This window comes from Bacillus sp. Nf3 (genome assembly GCF_003028545.1).
GTDB lineage: Bacteria > Bacillota > Bacilli > Bacillales > Bacillaceae > Bacillus > Bacillus safensis.
The window spans coordinates 15,403-37,678 of sequence record NZ_PYUA01000003.1; the positions used below are offsets into that span (position 1 = coordinate 15,403).

Sequence of the window (22,276 nt, forward strand, 5' to 3'; positions counted from 1 at the left end):
TTCAATCAGCAAAAAAAATTTTTTGTATAGGTTTTCAACATACAGGTAATTATGTATCTCTAATCAACATTTTTTTTAAAGTGTCTAAAGGAGGGGCCAATGATCAAAAAAGAGGATCGCCGTGTTGAGCGAACAAAAGAAACACTTCGGCAAACATTCAAAATACTAGTAAAAGAAAAAGGATATTCGCACGTAAAAGTAAAGGATATTGTGGAAAATGCAAACTATAATCGGACGACGTTTTATGTGCATTATGAAAGTAAAGATGAACTAGCAGCAGATTTTATTTATCGAGAAATGGAAGATTTCGAATATGAATTTTGTAAGCCGACTCGTGAAAATCCCCTGTTAGACTTAACTCGCATGAAACCAGAGGGCACCTATGTATTTCAATATATCGTCGAAAATCGCGACTACTATGATTTATTAGTGATGGAAGACCGCATCCCGCAAATACAAGAACAATTGTTTAAGAAAATACAATACATCTTCCAAAATAGAATGTCGTTTGTGAGTGATCAGTATGCAGAAATCAACGACAGTTATTTTATCCAATATCGTTCATACGGCATCTTTGGTTTTATCATTGAATGGATTAGAAATGACTACAATGCGTCCCCCTCTGAAATGGCACGCCGCATTATCAATTTATTATATAATCAGTCCTCACTCATGATTGAGCTGAATGGCGATGAACCGATTATTAAAACGTAATGCTTAGAACATATCTTCATCACACAACATAGTTAGATGATTGAATGAATGACTTTTTATTTCATTTGAGTTTTAAAGTAGTTGCAGTGAAAGAGAATATATATTGTCTCTTCAAAAAACTCTTATAAGAATAATGTCTATCAATTCAATACTGCCACTGGTGAATGGAAGAGCTTGGACTCATCGGCTTTACCATCTCGAAATGGGAGAGCCATTTCTGCAATTGACGGCAAAATATATGTTGCAGGTGGAGAAAATTCGATTGGGCATAGTAGAGAAAGATCTTTGTTCCAGTATGATATTTCATCAGATAAATGGAGTAAATTAAAAGATAGTGACTTAACTTCATATGTATTTGAACCAGCTTACGAAACATATAATGAGAAATTCTTTTGTTATTGGTGGACAACAGACTGGTGATCGTTCAAGTGAAATGCTGAATAAAGTCCAAATTTTCAATCCGAAAGATGGTCAATTTAAAAATTCAGCGTATGATTTACCAGAAGGTAGAGTATCAGCTGTCGCAGCAATGGTTGATGATCAATTGTATGTTATTGGCGGACGTAACTACTCATTTCATATGGAACTTTTCTGCGAAAGTGATTACAAATCAGTGATTTCTATTCTATTAAGTGACTTGCAAATAACTGAAGAAGAAGTAAAGTCAGATGACGATACAACCGAAGAACCAAAAGATCCGACCGGGACAAAGCCAGGCGAAGAAGCAACAAAAGGTATACTTTCCATTACGATGATAAACGGGCTGCAAAAGGATTATTTGCTTTCAATGAAAGAAATCAACGATTTTCTTAACTGGTATTAAGAAAGAAGTTTTGGAATTGGGATGAACTTCTATGAAATCAATGATGAACATAATAAAGGACCTTTCACAAGTAAGAAGGATTACGTGGTGTACCAAAATATCTTAATGTTTGATATAAAGCAATATTGATATTTATAAAATGATAGAGCTGCTGATTATAGATCAGCAGCTTTTGTTTTTATATAATTGTTAAAATCAGGATTGAAGTCATGGGAAATGTGATATCTTTTAAAAAATATGCTAAACATCCTATAACCACGTCCGATAATAGAATTGTCAGGGTTGATAAGCCCTAGAATAACGGACTTTTTTCAGACAAGGACGTCTGTCAGGTCCCACATACATGGAGGTAATAGGAAATGAGAATTAACCACAATATCGCAGCACTTAACACATTGAACCGTTTGTCTGCAAACAACGGTGCGAGCCAAAAGAACATGGAGAAACTTTCTTCTGGTCTTAAAATCAACCGTGCAGGAGATGACGCTGCAGGACTTGCCATCTCTGAAAAAATGCGTGGACAAATCCGCGGATTAGAAATGGCTTCTAAAAACGCACAAGACGGTATCTCTCTTATCCAAACAGCTGAGGGTGCATTGACTGAAACTCATTCAATCCTTCAACGTGTACGTGAACTAGTTGTACAAGCTGGAAACACTGGTACACAAGATAAAGGTACTGACCTTCAATCTATCCAAGATGAGATTAAAGCTCTACAAGAAGAAGTAGACGGTATCTCAAACCGTACAGAGTTTAACGGTAAAAAATTGTTGGATGGTACGTTTAAAGATACTGGTGATCCTGCAACTACAAAAAGTTTGACTTTCCAAATTGGTGCTAACGCAACTCAACAAATTGATGTTAATATCGAAGATATGGGTGCGGATGCAATTGGTGCAAAAAATGCTGGAGTAATTGTTACTGGTCAAAGTGTTAAAGACATTGATGTGACTAAATTTGCAGATGTAGCTGCTACTGCTGCGGGCGGTTTTGATGAGCAATTAAATATTGTTGATTCTGCAATCAACCAAGTATCTGCTCAACGTGCTAAACTTGGAGCAGTTCAAAACCGTTTAGAGCACACAATCAACAACCTTGGTGCTTCTGGTGAAAACTTAACAGCTGCTGAGTCTCGTATCCGTGACGTTGACATGGCGAAAGAAATGAGTGAGTTCACGAAGAACAACATTCTTTCTCAAGCGTCTCAAGCAATGCTTGCACAAGCGAACCAACAGCCACAAAACGTACTTCAATTACTACGTTAATAACGGGCCCCTTTATGGGGCTTTTTTAATTGAAAAATATGGTAAAATTTAATTTTTTAATAAAATTTAGAAGTAAGGTATTAAACAAAATTATGAATTTAGACATATAAATTCATAAATTAATCTTAAAACAAGCTAAACATCCTTTTAAATAAACCGATATTTTAATTGTTAGGGTTGATAAGCCCTAGAATAACGGACTTTTTTCAGACAAGGACGTCTGTCAGGTCCCACATACATGGAGGTAATAGGAAATGAGAATTAACCACAATATCGCAGCACTTAACACATTAAACCGTTTATCTGCAAACAACGGTGCAAGCCAAAAGAACATGGAGAAACTTTCTTCTGGTCTTAAAATCAACCGTGCAGGAGATGACGCAGCAGGTCTAGCAATTTCTGAAAAAATGCGTGGACAAATCCGCGGATTAGAAATGGCGTCTAAAAACGCACAAGACGGTATCTCTCTTATCCAAACAGCTGAAGGTGCTTTAACTGAAACTCATTCAATCCTTCAACGTGTACGTGAACTAGTCGTTCAAGCTGGAAATACTGGTACACAGCAAGGTGAGGATTTAACTGCAATTAAAGACGAAATGGATGCTTTAATTGAAGAGATTGATGGTATTTCTGATCGCACAGAATTCAATGGTAAAAAACTTTTAAATGGTGATTTTAAAGCTTCTACCCCACCAGTAAATACTGACCCATCTTTAGTTTTCCAAATTGGAGCTAATGCAACCCAACAAATCAAAGTGAACATCCAAGATATGGGTGCAGATGCTTTAGGTGTCGATAATGGAACTGGTGGTATCGTTGCAAACCAATCCATTAAAGATTTAGATGTAACAGCCTTTGCAACTAATGCAGCAGATGCTACAGATGTTGGTTTTGACACACAACTAAAAATTGTTGATTCAGCTATCAACCAAGTTTCATCTCAGCGTGCTAAACTTGGTGCGGTTCAAAACCGCCTAGAGCACACAATCAATAACCTTGGTGCATCTTCTGAAAACTTAACAGCTGCTGAGTCTCGTATCCGTGACGTTGACATGGCGAAAGAAATGAGTGAGTTCACAAAGAACAACATTCTTTCTCAAGCATCTCAAGCAATGCTTGCACAAGCGAACCAACAGCCACAAAACGTACTTCAATTACTACGTTAATGAAAAGCCCCTTTATGGGGCTTTTTTTTATGTCTTGTTCTTCGAATTTCTCTTTTTATGATTCTTAAGTCATTTTTGTAAAATGTGAAAAAAGACCTAAAATTCAAGTGTTCTCTAGCGAAATGATCATAATGAATAAGTCTTTTTCCTTATTTGATCCTTTTTTGTTAAACATTCTCTATTATGGTTCGATAAAGGGAATGTAAGGCTTACAAAAAAATCTGTTTTAGAACTTTTGGACATGGATGTCTAATTGGTTCAAACACATGGAGGTAATAGGAAATGAGAATTAACCACAATATCGCAGCACTTAACACTCTGAACCGTTTGTCTGCAAACAATGGAGCAGGGCAAAAGAACATGGAGAAACTTTCTTCTGGTCTTAAAATCAACCGTGCAGGAGATGACGCTGCAGGTCTAGCAATTTCTGAAAAAATGCGTGGACAAATCCGCGGTTTAGAAATGGCATCTAAAAACGCACAAGACGGTATCTCTCTTATTCAAACAGCTGAAGGTGCATTGACTGAAACTCACTCAATCCTTCAACGTGTTCGTGAACTAGTTATTCAAGCTGGAAACACTGGTACACAAGACAAAGATACGGATCTTCAATCTATTCAAGATGAGATTCAAGCATTACAAGAAGAAGTAGATGGTATCTCAAATCGTACAGAGTTTAACGGTAAAAAATTGTTAGATGGTACGTTTAAAGCAGGAGAGGATGCAGCAGCTCCAGATCCAGATGATCCAGATGCAACTCCAACTCCAGCTACTGGTAATGCTTTAGTATTCCAAATCGGTGCTAACGCAACTCAACAAATTTCAGTTAATATTGAAAAAATGAGTACTGATGCATTAGGAGTTAAAACTGATGGGGAAATTGTAGAAAATCAAGCTGTTAAAGACATCGATGTAAGAAAATTTGCTGACAATGATGCAAAAGCAGAAGATGTTGGTTTTGATACTCAACTAAAAATTGTTGATGCAGCTATCAACCAAGTATCTGCTCAACGTGCTAAACTTGGTGCAGTTCAAAACCGTCTAGAGCACACAATCAACAACCTTGGTGCGTCTGCTGAAAACTTAACAGCTGCTGAGTCTCGTATTCGTGACGTTGACATGGCGAAAGAAATGAGTGAGTTCACAAAGAACAACATTCTTTCTCAAGCATCTCAAGCAATGTTAGCTCAAGCAAACCAACAGCCGCAAAACGTACTTCAATTATTACGTTAATGAAAAAGCCCCAATAAAGGGGCTTTTTTTAGTTCAATCAAATGACAGCATGTGCTCTAGACGAAAGTCAGGAACCGCTTCATGGAAAAAAGCTCGGTTGCCTTCATCGTTCTTTTGATCCCATTGCTTCCACCATTCGGCGGTTTCTCCTGAGGTGTCAGCTTGAATCATGTCGTGCAGCTGTTCTAAGTTGATGATGTCTCTCGGTTCTGTTAAGAAAGAATGCATCCGGTGATACACCTCAAGACGTTCAGGCTGTTTTGTGACAATGGCGTATTGTACGTAGCGATTTAAAAATTCTTGTACGAACGTCAAGTGGGGGATGGTTGTTTCTCCTTTTAACTCAACACCGTCCCATGCCATATCAGCAATCGCACAAAGCCACCAGCCAAGTTCACTCGCTTGCTGCATTTGTTGTAATGTGTCCTTTTCAAAAGAGACTCGCTCATTTTTTTGTGCTTGTTTGAGCATACGGTCAAGTGTTTGTGCTTCAAGAGCTGCTTTGGTCATACCTTGACCATGAATGGGGTCTAACGTACACAAGGAATCGCCCATCACCAATAATCCACTTGGCCAATCCTGCATGTGTTCATAGTGATGTCTTACGCAAGAAGGAACTCTAAATCCTTTTGGTTTTGTAAAGGGCGTTAAATGGGTGATGGCTTCTGCTATCGCGGGATCGCTCAGAGCAGCGGTTTCTGAAGCAAATTGATCAGCATCCGTTGTTGGATAATGTGAACCGCCAGCTGCAGAAAGAAGAACAGCTACTAAATCATGATCTACCCGTTCAAACAGTCCTGTTGGGATTTGCTTGTCTGGCTGGCCAACTACAACCATTGATTGCAGGGGTGGCGCACCTGATGGTATTTGATAATATCTTGTGCTGTAGCCTAGAAACACACTTAACTCATCAGTCTGTGGCAAGGTTAATCCAGCGTCTTTCAACCATTTTGGCAACTTAGACATTCTTCCAGACGTATCGATCACTAAGTCTGCTTTCATTTCATGAATGCTGCCAGGTTTTACTTGCCGGTCCTTCATGATAAGCCCCATGACTTGATTAGTTCCCTCTTTAAACTGAAGGGAGATGGCTTCATGTTTTTCTAAAAACTGCACACGTTCCTCTGTTACCATTCTTTGCATCAATACCCACTCTAGCATTGCGCGTCTTGTGACGGCGGTTTCTTCTCTATCAGTGAGCGTTAATTCGCCATCTTTTGTAATAAATCGAGAGGTTTGATGCATCGTATTAAATCCGCCCATTTCCAGTAATTCTTTTGTATAACCAGGAAATAGACGTTCAACAATTTGCTTGCCAAGTGGCAGCATTCTATGTGGGTGAAAGGCTTGAGGAGTGCCGAGACGATTCTCAGGAGAGTCTGGCAGTTCATCCTTTTCAATAATCAATACTTGATGATAAAACGTTGATAAAACTTTTGCAGCGAGCATTCCGGTGATACCTCCGCCAATGACGATTGCCCGCTCATATTTCATGGGTTGTGTCACAACATGCGCCTCCATTGAATACACAAAATGGTTACATGACCATTTCATCATATGTTGATTCATTAATTATAGCAAATTTACGCTTGAATATAGAAAGGAAACGTACTTCTTTTTACTCGTAAATATGAAGAATTTCTTCAATCATTATTATTATTTTTAAAAAGTAACTATTAATTTAAGAAGAACGACCGATAAACTATATAAGGGGGTAGAGAAATTGGATATACTACAGAGTATTGTAACAGCAGCACCTTATATGATGCAGATTTTAAAAAATGAAGTAACGATGGGTGTCATTGATCGAGAGAAATTCTTGCTGTATTTGCCATCGAAAGATGTAGATTTTCAAATTCGTGCTGGAGAACTTATTAAACCAGATGATTTAAATATGAAAAAAGCGCTTAGAGGTGAGACATCAAGTATGTTTGTGCCTGAATCGGTTTACGGAATACCGTTAAACGCCATGGGTCTGCCAATTTTTGATGAAAATCAACAAGTGATCGGCGCACTCGCTTTAGGTTTTCCACTTAAAAATCAATTAGAGCTTGAAGCATATATGGAGTCATTAAATGACATCATTCATAGTATTCAAGAAAAGGTGCATGTGGTGGCGGCGCATTCAGAAGAGCTTTCTGCGACAAGTGAGGAAATGACCTTACAAACGCAGCAAACACTTGAAAGCTCGAAAAAAACATCCGATATTACAAAGATGATTAAAGGGATTTCGAAACAAACGAGTTTGCTAGGATTGAATGCGTCAATCGAAGCAGCCAGGGCAGGAAAAGAAGGGGCTGGTTTTAGTGTTGTAGCCAGTGAGGTTCAAAAGCTTTCAAGTGAAACTTCACGTGCAACAGAAAATATCGAAAGCTCTTTGCAAGGAATTTCCTCCAATATACATACATTACTTGAGAGTATGGGACATATGAAAGGTTCATCAGCAGAGCAGGCTTTACTTGTTACAGAGTTTAGTGAAATTGTGGAACGACTGACGATCGTAAGTAAAGAAATGAAAGAATTTATGCAGCATGTGATGTCAACGTAAAAAACGAATCCAAGAGGGATTCGTTTTTTTAATACGCTATTTTCTTTTGTTCCGATCAAAGCGGTAATCGTATGTTTCACCCTTTACCACATTTAGAAATTCATGCCCGATTTGAACAAGCTGTCCATTTTTCCATTTGATGAGGGGGTCTTTATCAGGGTATTTCCAGTAAATCGTTTTTTTTCGGTGGGTGAGTTTGTTTTCAATTTCTGCTCTAACTGCGTTCTCCTTTAGTTTCCCTCCGCTATGTCGATAGGTGTTGATGATATATGTTCCGTCAGGTGATGTCATCGAGCGGATAAAGGTTCCGTGAGATACGCCTTGAAGAGAAAAGCATTTCCAGTAAATGATGCCAGCGAAGCTAAGGAATAAGATGACAAGGGTGATGGTGGTTTTCTTTTTTAACATGAATTCCTCCAGATGTAGATCACAATATTTCTAATTTATGAGAGAGAATGCAAAAAGATTCATATAGTCCAAAAGTTCTATTCATTTCAATTATCGGTCATTTTTTCTCAAAATTCAACAGATAGCCGTAAAGATAAGGAAAATTTAAGGATGTTTCATGTCGATAAGTCATTCGAAATCCCTTTACAAAAGAATTTAAGATCAGTAGACTTATGCTCATATAGAGAAATGGGGAAGATGGAATGACGCAAATCATTGATACATATCAAAGTTATGAAGAGCTTTCCGCTCATGAAAGAGAAGGAATCGATTATCAAATTCTTCACGAGCGGAAAGGTGACCAGCTTTTGGTTTTATCCCCTCATGCTGGAGGTATTGAATCTGGCGTAAGTGAGCTCATTCATGAAATCGCAAGTAATCATTCTATGTATTTATTTGAAGGCCTTAAGGTGAAAGGCAATCATGTGCTTCACATTACAAGCACACGTTTCGATGAGCCGGTCTGCCTTTCTCTAGTGCATACCCATCATTACACGTTTGCGCTCCATGGCTACGGGGAAACGGAGATGCTTCAAACATTAGTGGGCGGGACAGACAGAGAAAGAGCGGCGGAAACAGTGAAACGTTTAACGCTTAATGGCTTCCAAGCAGTGCTGCTATCTGAATCTGATCGTTATTCTGGAACACATCCTCACAATATTAATAATCAATGTCTGACGGGAAAAAGTGTACAACTTGAAATCAGTCAGGCGCAAAGAAGAGCATTCTTTCAAGACTTCAGACGGCGCTATCGCCGTGAAACGCAAAATGAGCAATTTTATCGGTACACAAATGTACTCAAGCAAGTATTAAACCTGTATGAATAAACGCCTGCTCTCCATGCAGAGAGGCTTACGTTTGGTAAACAGCTTCTTTTTCCGCGACCTTTTCAGCTTTCATTAAATAAGATGTAAACTCTTGTTGAAAGCGAATGCCTGCTTTCCGCTGTTCGAATAAGGCAAGCCGCTTTTCAGCGAAAGCCCAGGTGACATGAAATGTTTGCGCAATGTGTAAAATGGCTTGCTGCCGAAAGTTTGGAAGCTTCATTTGCATCAGCATAAAGGTTGGCACACAAAAGTGATACATGAATTGTTTAGCCTGAAACTCTTGCAGTTCTCGAAAGAGTTTGTGCATCTTGAAATGATTGCCTGCATGCTTGAGCACATGACAAAGCTCGTGGGCAAAATCCTGCCATTGTTCCTCTGATGATAGAGATCTGTTTAATATAATACTGTAAAGACCTTGATGTTTGATCATCATGCTGCCAGTATCCTCATAGTGGACCCATACATGAAATTCAGAAGCGATCCTTTGCATGTCTCTATAAGCAGGACCGCTTATTTGTAATTTGGCATATAACCGCTTAATCTCTTCTTCTAAATGGGTTAAAAATCCAGTCATTTAAAAACCTCCAAGCAAACGTATGTTCTGTTTTTGGCGTAAAAGAAAAGTCCATATAGGACTAAATAGCTAATTGAGCTATTGCTTACTTTTAATATCGGCTTATTTTTAACAATTTTAACATAAAATCAAGGAAAAATGGAATTAATTCCTGTTTTTTTCTTCATTTTTACGTTTTCCACTACTAAAATGAGTGATTGAATTCAAATTTTACCATAGTCTTATCACTAAAACAAACTCATGTTGTCTTACGAACGCCACCAATTGATGAGAAAGATCAATTCAATCTAGCAAAAGGGAGTGCAGAACATGGTAGAAATTTATCAAGATTTTATTCCAGTTGGAAACGGTAACCGCCCAGGATACGCCATGACACCGATGTATGTGACGGTGCATAACACAGCAAACACGTCAAAAGGAGCGGATGCGAAAAGTCATGCAGCATATGTGAAACGCTCAACGACAGCGGAAAGCTGGCACTTTACAGTGGATGATCGTGAAATCTTTCAGCATCTGCCGTTAAATGAAAATGGCTGGCATGCAGGGGACGGACATGGAAATGGTAATAGAAAGTCGATCGGCATTGAAATTTGTGAAAATGAAGATGGGAATTTCCAGCAAGCGGTCAAACATGCGCAATGGCTTATCCAAAAGCTGCTGAAAGAACATAATATTCCACTAGCTAATGTGGTTACACATCAGCACTGGTCTGGAAAAGCATGTCCGCGCCTGCTTCTCGCTACATGGGATGAATTTAAAAAAGGAATTGAAACGGCAGGAGATCCGGAGACGGTCATCACGTATGTCGTCAAAAGCGGGGATACGTTAACGAGTATTGCTAAAGCTCATGACGTCACAGTACAAGATCTACAGAAGTGGAATAACATTAGCGACCCCAACAAGATTCAAATTGGACAGGTTCTCAAAATTTATCGAAATGATGGAAAAATGATGTATGAGCTGCCAGATGGGATTTTAAAGGTGACTTCGCCTCTAACGAAGGGAGAGCACGTTCGCCTCGTCCAAAAAGCACTTGCTGCCGTTTATTTTTATCCTGATAAATCGGCTGCAGATAAAGGCATCGATGGTGTTTACGGGGAAAAAACGGCGAATGCCGTGGCACGCTTTCAGCTGGTGAACGGTCTGACAAGTGATGGGGTATACGGTCCTAAAACGAAGGAGAAGCTGCTTAAACTGTTAAATCAGTGAGTGTTTCTGTTTGTATGATTGGATGGCTGTTTCACTTTTTTCAATTAATCGCCTAGTATATGGGGATGGCTGATATTCGGCAAACTGAACATATCTTAGTTGTTTGATTTTCTTTTTCATTTTGGCACCTCAATCGTTGCAGCGTATAGTGTATTGTATGCAAGTCTATGTAAAAATGGAATCAGGACGCGGATTTCGTTCCGCGTCCTTTAGTGTAATCAAGCCTTTTTATTTTTATACTCATCCAGAAGCTGTTCATTCTTTTTAAAAATTCGTTCAGTATGGGGGCTTACCTTATAATCGGCCATACTGATATGGCGTTTTTTCTTTAAAATCTTAAAAGGGTTTTTCTTAGGATTGTTGTTATCCCCTTGAAGTGCGTGGTCCATCTTCATCACCTTCCTCTTCGTCAGGCAAGATTAGGTCATAAATTGTTGTAAGTGATGTCATTAACAAATAGTCGAACTCCGTGACAATCTCATCGGAGGTGAGCTTAATGACAAAATGAGCATCTGCTACAGAAAATGGGATGAGCACCAAATGACCGAAATCATCATAATATACTTCCTGCCTGTCAAGCTTCGCCTGAATGAGAGCCCGCTGGTCAAGTGTCCGAAGCAGGTCATCTTTTTGTTCCTGCGTATCGTATGGACAAAGCACCGCTTGAATATTCATCTTGTCAGCAAAAGAATAAATCAGCCGCTCAATTCCCTCTATATATGCCTCTACACTTCCATAATATACATGGATCGGTTCATTTTTCAATAGGTATTGGTACGTTTTTAGTTTATTGAGGTAAGAATGAAGCAGATCGTTATTTTGTTCAAGGAGTTGATGGGTGTCGGTTTCAAGCTCATGATTTCCGAGTTTCTTAATATAGGAGCTAAGAAAGATGAAAGCATCAGTTAATGCGAAAAAAACGGCAATGATCAAGTAGTGCATCCAATCAGTGAAGATAGAAGAAGGGTCATTTGTCCAGTACACGACAGCACCTGCTACATAAATCCAATACCACGTTTTACGAATGGCAAACATCTTTTCTTTTACTTTTTGTTCAAAGCGCCATACCGCAAATACATACACAGCAAGAGCACCTAGCAATAACCATACAGTCAATTGAAAAAATAATAGCATGTTCTTCTCTCCCATAGACAGATGAATACTTGTTTATTTCTATGGATATGATTGGAAACCCTGCTTCATGAAAAAATGTCCTGCAGGAAAGGATATTTAAGTGTGCAGACAAATAAAAAAAGACCTGTCAGACAGGTCTTTGAAATTAAAGAATCGCATTTAACACAAAGTATATAAGAGCTCCTAGAGTTCCTGAAATCGGTAATGTAATCACCCAAGTGACAAGCATACGTTTTGCCGTACCCCAGTTTACTCCTTTGACTCTGTGTGCAGAACCTACACCTAGAATAGAAGATGAGATCACGTGAGTGGTACTAACAGGTAAGTGAATAAACGTCGCACCGAAGATAATAGCTGCACCCGTTAAGTCGGCAGATACTCCGTTTACTGGACGAATTTTCATAATTTTACCGCCGACTGTTTTGATAATCTTCCAGCCGCCAATAGAAGTACCTAGCCCCATTGCAAGCGCACAAGAGAATTGTACCCAGAAAGGAATGTCGTCTGTTGTATGCAAATTACCTGCAATTAAAGCCATCGTAATAATTCCCATCGCTTTTTGCGCATCGTTTGTTCCATGGGTATACGATTGCAGTGCAGCCGTTAAGATTTGAACACGTCGGAATTGTTTATTTGTTTTTGCGAGATTGTTGTTTCTAAATATAATTTTGATAATGGTATACACGATATATCCCAATACGAAAGCTAGGATAGGTGAAAGCAAAAGGGCTTGAATGATTTTAATGAATCCCGAATAGTTTAATGCGCCAAAACCGGCAGAGGCAATAACAGCTCCTGCAATTGATCCGATTAGTGCATGTGAAGAACTACTCGGAATCCCGTAATACCAAGTAAGCAAGTTCCATGTGATGGCGGCAATTAAAGCAGCCAAGATCACAACAGAGCCGTTTTGAAGTGTAAATGGATCTGCGATGTCTTTTGTAATGGATTTTGCCACACCTGTAAATGTCATTGCTCCTAAGAAGTTCATGAACGCTGCCATGATAATCGCATGTCTAGGCTTTAATGCCTTCGTTGAAACTGAAGTCGCAATGGCATTTGCTGTATCGTGGAACCCGTTAATGAAATCAAAAGCAAGTGCACAAATGACAATAAGTATGGTAAGGATGAGTAATGTGTCCATGTTTAACTAACCCCGTTACGCATTCTTCATAATGATTGTTTCTAGATTGTTGGCAACACTTTGACAGGAATCAGCGATTTCTTCAAGTGTTTCGTAAATTTCTTTGTATTGAATCACCTTAATTGGATCTGTTTCTTTTCCAAACAAGTTCTTTAATGATTTACGATGAAGATTGTCACAATTATGTTCAATCTCTTTAATCTTAATTGCGTGCGGATGAATATCTTTCAAGCGATTTTCAGCTAGTAAATCAATTGTGATTAAAATTTCTTTCGCACACTCTCTGATGTAGTGGCTGAATTTGTCGATATGTTCGTCAGAGCTTGTGATTGAGTAAATTTCTAATGTTGCGGAAAAATGCTCAATTCCATCTAAAACATCATCGAGGCTATTCGTTAATTGAAGAATGTCTTCACGTTCAATCGGTGTAATAAAGGCTTTGTTCAGCTCTTTAATCATGGTATGAACATGATTATCACCTTTTGTCTCATATTCCTTCAATGTGTCAGAAAATTCTTTCAGAGTGGTTTGATTTGTTACTTTATAGCTAACAAAATACTCAGCAGTTTCATCTAAATTTTTAGCAATTTCCGTTAACAAGACGGAAAACTTGTCTTTTTTCCTTTTTAACATGTAAAAACCCTCCATTGTATAAATGAGACAATGCACACATCAAATAATTATATATTCTTTTGTCGAAAAAAAACAGGTGTAGTCGAAAATTTCTTCACTTTTTCTATTTGATCTTATTCTGACCTAAAGATGTGATCTCAACACACCTTTTTATAAAAGGGGAAAAGCAACGAAAAAAGCGGGCCATTTTTGGCACCGCTTATAGGCTAAGAAGCCGAATGAATCAGCTTAAACCGTTCACAAACAAGAAGCATATCCTCTTTGAAATCTAATCCGTATGATTGGAGTGCTTCTGTGAAAAATTCTTTATGTTCTCTATACCAATAGTCATAAGATAAATCGCCTTCACCTTCTGCTTTTGCAAATGATTCGGGGACTTCATTCATTGGCATGACATCTACTTGTGTGATTTCAATGATGGCTTTTGGCTTTTCCTGGCTATCCAAAATGACCGCATATTGTCCAGGTTGTGGAAGCGGCTCCTGTTCCTTTTCATAAAACAGGTGTCCAGAACAAGTGGCTGTTTTCTTTCCTTGCTTGACAAGATCAAGTAAATGATCTGGATCTGATCCGAATGCCCACGCCGATACAAATGCGTCAGCAGGTGCTTGTTCTGATTTCTCTTTCCAATAGTCTTCCCAAAATAATTTGCTTTTGTTGTTCACCGTTTTTCCCCCTCTTTGTTGTATTTATTATACCTTGAAGCCGAATCGTTGGAAATGATGTGTCTTTATTCCTAATGATCGAGTGCGTCATATGTTTTGAAAATCAATGTTTAATTTGGGAAATGTAGGATGATAGGATGAAAATTTTTGAAATTTTAGAATAATCTATTGTATTCTGGTCAAGAAGTCGGTAAGGTCAAAGTAAGAATATGGAAGGGGTGTTGTTCATGAAACGCATTTCTCTAACTGTTTTGTCCATATGTCTGTTTGTTTTCTCGTTTTTTCTGCCTGTCAGCCAAGTCAATGCGAACGAATCTCATGGGAGTAAAGTAGCTGTTGGTAAAGATGGCATGGTGGCTACTGCTCACCCGCTGGCATCAGAAGTAGGTGCTGATGTATTGAAGAAAGGTGGAAACGCAGTGGATGCTGCTGTTGCCATCCAGTACGCACTGAATGTGACAGAGCCAATGATGTCTGGAATTGGCGGCGGTGGTTTTATGATGGTTTATGATGGAAAGACAAAAGAAACATCCATCATCAATAGTAGAGAACGAGCACCACAGGGCGCAACACCTGACATGTTTTTAACGGACGAGGGAAAAGTCATCCCATTTGCTGAGCGGTCTACACACGGTAATGCGGTTGGTGTTCCAGGGACAGTAAAAGGTCTCGAGGCAGCATTGGATAAGTGGGGGACCCGTTCGATGAAGGAATTGATTGAGCCTTCCATCCAGCTTGCAGAGGATGGATTTGAAATCGATTCTGTTCTGGCACAAGCCATTGAAGATCATCAAGGAAAGCTGAAAAAAACGGCTGCAGCGCCAATCTTTCTTCCAGATGATCAGCCTCTCAAAGAAGGCGATCTGCTTGTACAGCCAGGTCTTGCCAAAACATTTAAGCTCATTGCGAAAAAAGGAAGTAAAGCATTTTATGAAGGAAAAGTAGCAAAGGCACTTGCAAATACAGTCCAAGATTTTGGCGGAACGATGACAACTGATGACATTGGTCGTTATGAGGTCAAGACTGACAAGCCTATCTGGGGGGACTATAAAGGATACCAGCTTGCAAGTATGCCTCCACCAAGCTCAGGCGGTGTGTTTATGCTGCAAATACTCAAAATACTAGATCACTTCAATCTATCACAATATGACCCCAAATCATTCGAAAAATATCAGCTGCTTGCTGAAACAATGCATCTCTCCTATGCTGACCGTGCTGCATATGCAGGCGACCCCGAATTCGTAGATGTTCCACTAAAAGGACTACTAGACGATGATTACATTTCAAAAAGAGCTTCTCTCATTCAATTAGATCAAATGAATAAAAATCCGAAAGAAGGAGATCCATGGGCTTATGAGGATGAAAAAAATCCATCCCCGATTGTCCCGCAGCCAGAAGATAAAACCATTGGCGAGACCACTCATTTTACTGTTGCCGATCAGTGGGGAAATGTCGTGTCATTCACAACAACCATTGAACAGTTATTTGGTACAGGGATTCTTGTTCCAGAATATGGATTTTTCTTAAACAATGAACTAACAGATTTTGACGCAAGACCAGGCGGAGCAAATGAAGTCCAGCCGAATAAACGTCCATTATCCAGTATGACCCCGACGATCATATTCAAAGATAACGAGCCGGTCATGACTGTTGGCTCACCTGGAGGAACGACCATTATTGCTTCTGTTTCACAAACCATCCTAAACTTGCTTGAATACGATATGGAGCTTCAAGATGCCGTGGAAGAGCCGCGGATATATACAAACAGTCCAACTTCTTACCGTTACGAAGTAGGAGTTCCCCTTGATGTGAGAACGAAGCTAAATGACATGGGTCACCGTTTTGGCAGTTCGCCTATTGATATAGGAAATGTGCAAGCTTTACTCATTGATCGAAAAGCAGGGACATTTACTGGAGTAGCTGACTCCTCGAGAAATGGAACCGCTGTTGGTGTCAATTTAAAGCTATCTGCCGATTAAAACCATTTCCCGGGAAAAGAAGCGCCTCTGCAAGATGGCGTTTCTTTTTTTGTTTAAATAAAAAACAGAGTTGACACCTGTGAATAGTTTGAATAATATATAGACTAACATCAATCATACATAGCTGATCGGACAACCGAAGGCTCTTGGCAATTTGAAGTACAGGACTGTAATGTATTTCAAGTGGCTAAGGGTCTTTTTTGCGTATGAAACGGCAAGGTTGGTGTCACTATTATTTGATAACAGGGGAGCGGGATAACGTGAAAAAGTGGAAATGGGTCTCGGTTGTAACCATCGTAGTGGTCTTGGCTGTGACGAGTGCTGCGTGCTCAAACGCAAACGAAGCATCAAAGCAAAAGGGGAAGGTTGAGCTGTTAAATGTTTCGTATGATCCTACACGTGAATTGTATCAGGAATACAATCAAGCCTTTCAGACGTATTGGAAAGACAAAACAGGTGAGGATGTCACGATCAAGCAGTCTCACGGTGGATCAGGAAAGCAGGGAAGGTCGATTATTGATGGACTCGAGGCAGATGTGGCAACACTGGCTTTAGGATATGACATTGATGCGATTGCAGATCGCGGACTGCTTTCGAAAGATTGGCAAAAAGAATTTCCAAATCAGTCAACTCCGTATACATCGACCATTGTGTTTCTTGTGAAGAAAGGGAACCCCAAAAATATTAAAGACTGGGACGACTTGATTAAACCAGGTGTGTCCATCATTACACCAAATCCGAAAACGTCCGGCGGTGCGAGATGGAATTACTTAGCTGCATGGGCATATGCCGATAAAACATTTCATGGGAATGAAGACAAAACAAAGGATTTTGTCAAAAAGCTATATGAACATGTCGAAGTCCTTGATTCAGGTGCACGCGGGGCCACAACGACCTTTGTTGAACGCGGTCTTGGAGATGTGTTAATTGCATGGGAAAATGAAGCCTATTTAACACAGCACGAACTAGGCAAAGACAAATTTGAGATTGTCACCCCATCAATCAGTATTCTAGCAGAGCCGCCTGTTGCGGTCGTCGATCAAAATGTGAAACGTAAAGGAACAGAGAAAGTGGCAAAGGCTTATTTAGATTATTTATATTCTAAAAAAGGGCAGGAAATTGCGGCGAAAAACTATTATCGTCCTAGAAATCAAGAAGTCTTAAACAAATATAAAGACCAGTTTAAAAAGATTGATATGGTGACGATTGATCAAGCATTTGGCGGGTGGAGAAAGGCGCAGAAAAGATTTTTTGATGATGGCGGCTTATTTGATCAAATATACAGCGGACAAAAATAGGGGGCGATGTGATGAAGAAAACACATGCAGCCGCCAATAAAAGAAAACGTATATTGCCTGGATTTGGGCTGAGCCTTGGGGTGACGCTCGTTTATGTAAGTGCGATTGTCGTCATTCCTTTATCCATGGTATTTATTTGGACGGCTTCATTAGGAGCAGAGGGGATTTGGAAGGTGTTTACCGATGCAAGAGTATTGAAGTCGCTCCAGCTGACCGTGACGACTTCCTTTGCAGCTGCTCTCATCAATGCAGGGTTTGGTGTACTGATTGCCTGGGTTCTCGCCAGGTACACATTTCCAGGAAAGAAAATTTTAGATGCTCTCATCGATTTGCCTTTTGCGCTCCCAACGGCTGTTGCGGGTATCGCTCTCACCACCCTTTATTCTCCAAATGGGTGGATTGGTCAATTTCTGCATTTAAAGGTGGCATACACACCGATTGGGATTATTTTGGCACTTATTTTTATCGGCATACCATTCGTTATCCGAACCGTTCAGCCTGTGATAGAAGGGATGCAGCAGGAAGTGGAAGAGGCTGCGGCGATTCTTGGTGCGACAAGGAGACAGACCTTTTTTCACGTGCTGCTACCAGCCTTGTTTCCTGCGGTGATGACTGGATTTTCACTTGCGTTTGCAAGAGCACTAGGAGAATATGGCTCTGTTGTGTTTATTGCTGGAAATATTCCGTTTAAAACAGAAATTACACCGCTGATGATCATGTCCAAGCTTGAACAATATGATTATCATGGTGCAGCAGCGATTGCATGCTTGATGCTGCTTCTTTCGTTTTTCATCCTGTTATTGATTCACGGCATTCAGTGGTATGTTGAGCGGAAAAAACAAGTATACGTGAGGTGAAACCATTGAAGAGAGAGCTTAGTCATCGGCATCATGTTCAGTATAAAAGTCCTGTAACCGAATCTAAAGCGGTGAAAATCCTATTAATTACGGTTGTGTATGCTTTTTTGATTTTATTTTTACTCATACCGCTGATCGCCGTGTTTTCAAAGGCCTTTGAGAAAGGGTGGAGTTCATACCTTCTGGCCATCTCACATCCAGATACACTAGCGGCGATCAAATTGACCGTTTTCATTGTCGTCGTTACCTTGCCGCTTCAAATGATCTTCGGGGTGAGTGCTGCATGGCTTATCACAAAATTTAACTTCCGCGGCAAACGTTTGTTAACGACTGTGATTGACCTCCCGTTTGCCGTTTCGCCTGTGATTGCTGGACTTGTATTTGTGCTTTTATTTGGTTCAAACGGGCTTTTAGGACCTTGGCTTATGGAGAATGGATGGAAAGTCATTTATTCTGTACCAGGCATGATTCTAGCCACCATATTCGTTACATTTCCGTTTATTGCTAGAGAATTAATCCCGTTTATGCAGCATGAAGGCATTCATGAGGAGGAAGCATCGCTCACACTTGGTGCAAACGGATGGAAGACTTTTTTCCTTGTGACACTCCCAAATATCAAATGGGCTCTTTTTTACGGCGTTATTTTAGCTGGGGCAAGAGCGATTGGTGAATTTGGCGCTGTGTCGGTTGTATCAGGTCATATTCGAGGGATGACCAATACGATGCCACTTCATATTGAGATTTTATACAATGAGTACCAATTTCAAGCCGCTTTTGCTGTGGCGTCTCTCATGGCGTTTGTGGCAGTCATTACATTAATTATTAAACAAATCATTCAGCAGAGGGATCACCGGCTTGGCAAGCGTTCAACATAAATGGAGGGATCGGCCGTGGGGATTACAGCAAAACAAATTTCAAAACAATTTGGTCAGACAAAGGTTTTGCAAAACGTGGATTTATCGATAAGAAATGGTGAATTGATCTCTTTACTAGGACCATCTGGCTCTGGAAAGACGACGTTATTAAGAATCATTGCAGGTCTTGATTACGCCAATTACGGGCAGATTTTATTCGGAGATCAGGATTATACACACGTTCCAGTACGAAAGCGGCAGATTGGATTTGTGTTTCAGCAATATGCGCTTTTTCGAAATATGACGGTTTTTGATAATGTGGCATATGGGCTGAAAATTAAACCTAGAGGAGAAAGACTGCCTAAAAAAGATATCAAAGAGCGGGTGCATGAGCTTTTAGAGGTTGTTCAGCTCACACAGTATGAGCAGCGGTATCCAGATCAGCTGTCAGGCGGGCAAAAGCAGCGTGTAGCACTGGCGCGCGCACTTGCCGTTCAGCCGAAGGCACTCCTCTTAGATGAACCCTTTGGTGCTCTTGATACAAAGGTAAGGAAAGAATTAAGGCATTGGCTGAAAAAAGTTCATCGTGACTTTCAAATGACCACTATTTTTGTGACACATGATCAAGAAGAAGCATTCGATATTGCTGATCGTGTCGTGGTGATGAATGAAGGAAGAATCGAAAAAATTGGCACAAAGGAAGAAATGGCAGTACAGACTGACAATCTATTTGTATCTGAATTTTTAGATATAGGAAGCCACATTTAACAAGAAGTATAGAAGGTGAGTAGGGAAAGACGCAGCGATCACTGCGTCTTTTTTTTATAAAAATTTCCCTAGGAACATTGACTTATAATTTCGAATATTATAATATCTTTACAAAGGTAACAATATTGAACATTTTTAATAAATTAATATTGTAAGCGCTTTATAAAAGGTTCTATTCTAAAATGTTCTTTCTTTTTGTTACATGTGTTCACATTTATACCAAATGAAAGGGGTGGTTGTTTGAATAACTTGTTTGAGTTAAATGAACAACTGATTACGCTGCAGTTCGAAGCATCTTCGAGAGAGGAGGTGACGACATACTTAGCAGATAGGTTAGAAGCTGGAGGGTACATTAAATCGAGCTATTTACCTGCAGTGCTTGAAAGAGAAAAAACATATCCGACAGGTCTCCCGCTTGCAACTTTTGGGGTAGCAATTCCGCATACAGATCCTGAGCATGTGAACAAACCGGCGATTAGTGTAGCTACTTTAAAGGAACCTGTTATTTTTCATAAGATGGGAAGCCCTGATGAAACAGTGCAAGCCAAAATTGTGTTTGTCCTAGCAATCTCTGAGCCTAGTAAGCAGCTTGTGATGCTCGAGAAGCTCATGACACTTTTTAGAAAAGAAGAAGTGATGACAAAGCTGTCTCACATGACATCTTATGAAGAAGCGGTTGACGTGCTTCAACAAGAACTAAACCAATAGCCATTCACGAAAATATGTAAGCGCTTTATCTGAAAAATTCAGGAGGTGGATGTATGATCAAGCAAGCCGTCGATTTTATATTAGATCTTGGGCCAACTATTATGCTCCCGATTATTATGACGCTTTTCGGTATGATTTTAAGACAGGGCTTTAAGAAATCCTTCAGGGCCGGTATTACGATCGGAATTGGATTTGTCGGTGTCAATCTTGTCATTAATTTGCTCGTGAGCGGTCTTGGGCCAGCAGCGAAAGCCATGGTTAATTCCCTTGGGCTAAAGCTCGATATTTTGGATGTTGGATGGCCGATTGGAGCTGCCATATCCTTTGGTACACCCGTTGCCCCGCTCATGATTCCTCTTGTGCTTTTATTAAATGTCATCTTATTGTCCGTGAACTTTACGAAAACGCTGAATGTGGATATTTGGAATTTCTGGCATTTGATTTTCGCAGCCTCTGTTACTTACTACGCTTATCATAATATGTTCTTGGCTCTTGCTGTTGGCTTGATCGTTTCTGCGATCACGCTTAAATTAGCCGATTGGACAGCACCGACAATTGAACACCATTTTGGATTAAAAGGCGTATCGATGGCTCATGCTGAAACGGTCAACTTCGCACCGCTGATGTATGCGTCCAACCGCGTCATTGATAAAATTCCTGGTTTAAACAAAATTCATGCTGATCCAGAAACATTAAAGAAACGCTTTGGCATTTTTGGCGAACCGCTTGTGATGGGTCTCATACTTGGTATCATTATTGGTCTTCTTGGTGGCTATGATGCAAAAGGCGTGATGACACTCGGGATTCAAATGGCAGCAGTTCTTGTCTTAATGCCAAGAATGGTTGCGTTATTAATGGAAGGACTGATTCCAATCTCTGAGGGCGCTCGTTCTTATATTCAAAAGCGTTTCCCAGGGAAAAATGTCTATATTGGTTTAGATACAGCAATTGTCATTGGTCATCCAGCGAATATGGCGGTAGCCCTTTTAATGGTGCCGATTACGATTTTGCTCGCTGTTGTTCTGCCTTACAATGGCATGCTTCCGTTTGCTGACTTATCGGTTCTGCCATTTACAGTTGTCTGGGCAGTAGCAGCCGCTCGTGGAAATATTATTCGCGGCCTTATTAACAGTGTTTTTACATTAATGATTGTCTTCTTTATCGCAACGAACCTTGCACCGCTTGCAACAACCATGGGGAAAGCCGTCGGCTTTGATTTCCCAGAAGGGGCAAACATGATTTCAGGTATTGACCTTGGTTCTCACGTCATTCCTTGGATCATGGTGAGACTTCTTGATCCGAGCAACCCTTACTTTATTGCAGCGATCATCTGTGCTCTGGCTTATGCGCTTCTATGGTACTGGGTGCGAAATGATATTAAAAAGCAGTATGCAAAAGAAATGGGCTTAGATCAGAAAGAACAATAAATG

At 40.0% G+C, this 22,276-nt stretch carries 22 protein-coding genes and 1 pseudogene; 15 read left to right on the top strand and 8 right to left on the bottom strand.

Features of this window, described 5'->3' with window-relative positions; genetic code table 11:
* Positions 1 to 99 precede the first annotated feature (99 nt).
* The 5 genes and pseudogenes from C9414_RS09515 (at position 100) to hag (C9414_RS09535) (ending at position 5,201) form a co-directional block, all read left to right on the top strand.
* Positions 100 to 714, top strand: coding sequence for a TetR/AcrR family transcriptional regulator (locus C9414_RS09515; protein ID WP_107163520.1), 615 nt, complete (start codon positions 100 to 102; stop codon positions 712 to 714).
* A 90-nt stretch (positions 715 to 804) separates the two neighbouring features.
* Positions 805 to 1,666, top strand: a pseudogene (locus C9414_RS21310) (Kelch repeat-containing protein); the annotation flags it as partial.
* A gap of 230 nt (positions 1,667 to 1,896) precedes the next feature.
* Complete coding sequence (hag, locus tag C9414_RS09525) at positions 1,897 to 2,802, top strand: flagellin Hag (RefSeq protein WP_107163521.1); 906 nt, start codon at positions 1,897 to 1,899, stop codon at positions 2,800 to 2,802.
* Between the two features lie 254 nt (positions 2,803 to 3,056).
* The gene (gene hag / locus C9414_RS09530) at positions 3,057 to 3,968 is read left to right on the top strand and encodes a flagellin Hag (protein ID WP_041116353.1); all 912 of its coding nucleotides are present in this window, start codon (positions 3,057 to 3,059) and stop codon (positions 3,966 to 3,968) included.
* A gap of 282 nt (positions 3,969 to 4,250) precedes the next feature.
* On the top strand, positions 4,251 to 5,201 hold the full coding sequence (gene hag / locus C9414_RS09535) for a flagellin Hag (RefSeq protein ID WP_107163522.1): 951 nt from the start codon (positions 4,251 to 4,253) through the stop codon (positions 5,199 to 5,201).
* A gap of 33 nt (positions 5,202 to 5,234) precedes the next feature.
* Here hag (C9414_RS09535) and C9414_RS09540 read toward each other — a convergent pair whose 3' ends face one another.
* Positions 5,235 to 6,707, bottom strand: a complete 1,473-nt coding sequence (locus tag C9414_RS09540) for an NAD(P)/FAD-dependent oxidoreductase (protein ID WP_107163523.1) — start codon at positions 6,705 to 6,707, stop codon at positions 5,235 to 5,237.
* Positions 6,708 to 6,924: 217 nt separating this feature from the next.
* Between C9414_RS09540 and C9414_RS09545 the strand changes: the two genes are divergently transcribed.
* The gene (locus tag C9414_RS09545) at positions 6,925 to 7,749 is read left to right on the top strand and encodes a methyl-accepting chemotaxis protein (protein WP_047203586.1); all 825 of its coding nucleotides are present in this window, start codon (positions 6,925 to 6,927) and stop codon (positions 7,747 to 7,749) included.
* Positions 7,750 to 7,785: 36 nt separating this feature from the next.
* Here C9414_RS09545 and C9414_RS09550 read toward each other — a convergent pair whose 3' ends face one another.
* Positions 7,786 to 8,157, bottom strand: coding sequence for a DUF5412 domain-containing protein (locus tag C9414_RS09550; protein WP_039177928.1), 372 nt, complete (start codon positions 8,155 to 8,157; stop codon positions 7,786 to 7,788).
* 242 nt (positions 8,158 to 8,399) lie between these two features.
* Here C9414_RS09550 and C9414_RS09555 point away from each other — a divergent pair, with 242 nt between their 5' ends.
* On the top strand, positions 8,400 to 9,023 hold the full coding sequence (locus tag C9414_RS09555; protein ID WP_047203584.1) for a poly-gamma-glutamate hydrolase family protein: 624 nt from the start codon (positions 8,400 to 8,402) through the stop codon (positions 9,021 to 9,023).
* Positions 9,024 to 9,048: 25 nt separating this feature from the next.
* Here the strand turns inward: C9414_RS09555 and C9414_RS09560 are convergent, their stop codons facing one another.
* Positions 9,049 to 9,597 (bottom strand): ImmA/IrrE family metallo-endopeptidase, encoded by a 549-nt coding sequence (locus C9414_RS09560; protein WP_107163524.1) that lies wholly within the window; start codon positions 9,595 to 9,597, stop codon positions 9,049 to 9,051.
* 309 nt (positions 9,598 to 9,906) lie between these two features.
* Between C9414_RS09560 and C9414_RS09565 the strand changes: the two genes are divergently transcribed.
* A complete protein-coding gene (locus tag C9414_RS09565; protein WP_107163525.1) occupies positions 9,907 to 10,806 on the top strand; it encodes an N-acetylmuramoyl-L-alanine amidase in 900 nt (299 codons plus the stop codon).
* A 218-nt stretch (positions 10,807 to 11,024) separates the two neighbouring features.
* Here the strand turns inward: C9414_RS09565 and C9414_RS09570 are convergent, their stop codons facing one another.
* The 5 genes from C9414_RS09570 to C9414_RS09590 form a co-directional block, all read right to left on the bottom strand.
* On the bottom strand, positions 11,025 to 11,195 hold the full coding sequence (locus C9414_RS09570; protein ID WP_024424961.1) for a type II toxin-antitoxin system SpoIISB family antitoxin: 171 nt from the start codon (positions 11,193 to 11,195) through the stop codon (positions 11,025 to 11,027).
* Entirely contained in the window at positions 11,170 to 11,940 is a 771-nt protein-coding gene (locus tag C9414_RS09575; RefSeq protein ID WP_039177934.1) for a type II toxin-antitoxin system SpoIISA family toxin, read from the bottom strand. Before C9414_RS09575 ends, C9414_RS09570 begins: the two co-directional genes overlap by 26 nt.
* A 145-nt stretch (positions 11,941 to 12,085) precedes the next feature.
* Positions 12,086 to 13,084 carry an inorganic phosphate transporter gene (locus C9414_RS09580; RefSeq protein WP_017359158.1) on the bottom strand — a complete coding sequence of 333 codons (999 nt, stop codon included), beginning with the start codon at positions 13,082 to 13,084 and terminating at the stop codon, positions 12,086 to 12,088.
* 15 nt (positions 13,085 to 13,099) lie between these two features.
* Entirely contained in the window at positions 13,100 to 13,717 is a 618-nt protein-coding gene (locus C9414_RS09585; protein ID WP_024426775.1) for a DUF47 domain-containing protein, read from the bottom strand.
* Between the two features lie 206 nt (positions 13,718 to 13,923).
* Positions 13,924 to 14,382, bottom strand: a complete 459-nt coding sequence (locus C9414_RS09590; protein ID WP_107163526.1) for an ASCH domain-containing protein — start codon at positions 14,380 to 14,382, stop codon at positions 13,924 to 13,926.
* Between the two features lie 227 nt (positions 14,383 to 14,609).
* Here C9414_RS09590 and ggt point away from each other — a divergent pair, with 227 nt between their 5' ends.
* The 7 genes from ggt (at position 14,610) to C9414_RS09625 (ending at position 22,273) form a co-directional block, all read left to right on the top strand.
* Positions 14,610 to 16,361, top strand: coding sequence for a gamma-glutamyltransferase (gene ggt / locus C9414_RS09595; RefSeq protein WP_058838928.1), 1,752 nt, complete (start codon positions 14,610 to 14,612; stop codon positions 16,359 to 16,361).
* Positions 16,362 to 16,621: 260 nt separating this feature from the next.
* Complete coding sequence (locus tag C9414_RS09600; RefSeq protein WP_099663181.1) at positions 16,622 to 17,659, top strand: sulfate ABC transporter substrate-binding protein; 1,038 nt, start codon at positions 16,622 to 16,624, stop codon at positions 17,657 to 17,659.
* 11 nt (positions 17,660 to 17,670) lie between these two features.
* Positions 17,671 to 18,516: a sulfate ABC transporter permease subunit CysT gene (gene cysT, locus C9414_RS09605; protein ID WP_107163527.1), complete on the top strand. Its 846-nt coding sequence runs from the start codon at positions 17,671 to 17,673 to the stop codon at positions 18,514 to 18,516.
* Positions 18,517 to 18,521: 5 nt separating this feature from the next.
* Entirely contained in the window at positions 18,522 to 19,391 is an 870-nt protein-coding gene (gene cysW / locus C9414_RS09610; RefSeq protein WP_107163528.1) for a sulfate ABC transporter permease subunit CysW, read from the top strand.
* 15 nt (positions 19,392 to 19,406) lie between these two features.
* Entirely contained in the window at positions 19,407 to 20,138 is a 732-nt protein-coding gene (locus tag C9414_RS09615) for a sulfate/molybdate ABC transporter ATP-binding protein (RefSeq protein WP_181286130.1), read from the top strand.
* 240 nt (positions 20,139 to 20,378) lie between these two features.
* A complete protein-coding gene (locus C9414_RS09620; protein WP_107163530.1) occupies positions 20,379 to 20,846 on the top strand; it encodes a PTS sugar transporter subunit IIA in 468 nt (155 codons plus the stop codon).
* 53 nt (positions 20,847 to 20,899) lie between these two features.
* A complete protein-coding gene (locus tag C9414_RS09625) occupies positions 20,900 to 22,273 on the top strand; it encodes a PTS galactitol transporter subunit IIC (protein ID WP_047203577.1) in 1,374 nt (457 codons plus the stop codon).
* Positions 22,274 to 22,276: the final 3 nt, after the last annotated feature.

Excerpts from the sequence above, each read along its gene's own strand:
- C9414_RS09515 (WP_107163520.1), top strand. The coding sequence starts at position 100 with ATGATCAAAAAAGAGGATCGCCGTGTTGAGCGAACAAAAGAAACACTT.
- hag (WP_107163521.1), top strand. The coding sequence starts at position 1,897 with ATGAGAATTAACCACAATATCGCAGCACTTAACACATTGAACCGTTTG.
- hag (WP_041116353.1), top strand. The coding sequence starts at position 3,057 with ATGAGAATTAACCACAATATCGCAGCACTTAACACATTAAACCGTTTA.
- hag (WP_107163522.1), top strand. The coding sequence starts at position 4,251 with ATGAGAATTAACCACAATATCGCAGCACTTAACACTCTGAACCGTTTG.
- C9414_RS09550 (WP_039177928.1), bottom strand. The coding sequence starts at position 8,157 with ATGTTAAAAAAGAAAACCACCATCACCCTTGTCATCTTATTCCTTAGC.
- C9414_RS09555 (WP_047203584.1), top strand. The coding sequence starts at position 8,400 with ATGACGCAAATCATTGATACATATCAAAGTTATGAAGAGCTTTCCGCT.
- C9414_RS09560 (WP_107163524.1), bottom strand. The coding sequence starts at position 9,597 with ATGACTGGATTTTTAACCCATTTAGAAGAAGAGATTAAGCGGTTATAT.
- C9414_RS09565 (WP_107163525.1), top strand. The coding sequence starts at position 9,907 with ATGGTAGAAATTTATCAAGATTTTATTCCAGTTGGAAACGGTAACCGC.
- C9414_RS09570 (WP_024424961.1), bottom strand. The coding sequence starts at position 11,195 with ATGGACCACGCACTTCAAGGGGATAACAACAATCCTAAGAAAAACCCT.
- C9414_RS09575 (WP_039177934.1), bottom strand. The coding sequence starts at position 11,940 with ATGCTATTATTTTTTCAATTGACTGTATGGTTATTGCTAGGTGCTCTT.
- C9414_RS09580 (WP_017359158.1), bottom strand. The coding sequence starts at position 13,084 with ATGGACACATTACTCATCCTTACCATACTTATTGTCATTTGTGCACTT.
- C9414_RS09585 (WP_024426775.1), bottom strand. The coding sequence starts at position 13,717 with ATGTTAAAAAGGAAAAAAGACAAGTTTTCCGTCTTGTTAACGGAAATT.
- ggt (WP_058838928.1), top strand. The coding sequence starts at position 14,610 with ATGAAACGCATTTCTCTAACTGTTTTGTCCATATGTCTGTTTGTTTTC.
- cysT (WP_107163527.1), top strand. The coding sequence starts at position 17,671 with ATGAAGAAAACACATGCAGCCGCCAATAAAAGAAAACGTATATTGCCT.
- C9414_RS09625 (WP_047203577.1), top strand. The coding sequence starts at position 20,900 with ATGATCAAGCAAGCCGTCGATTTTATATTAGATCTTGGGCCAACTATT.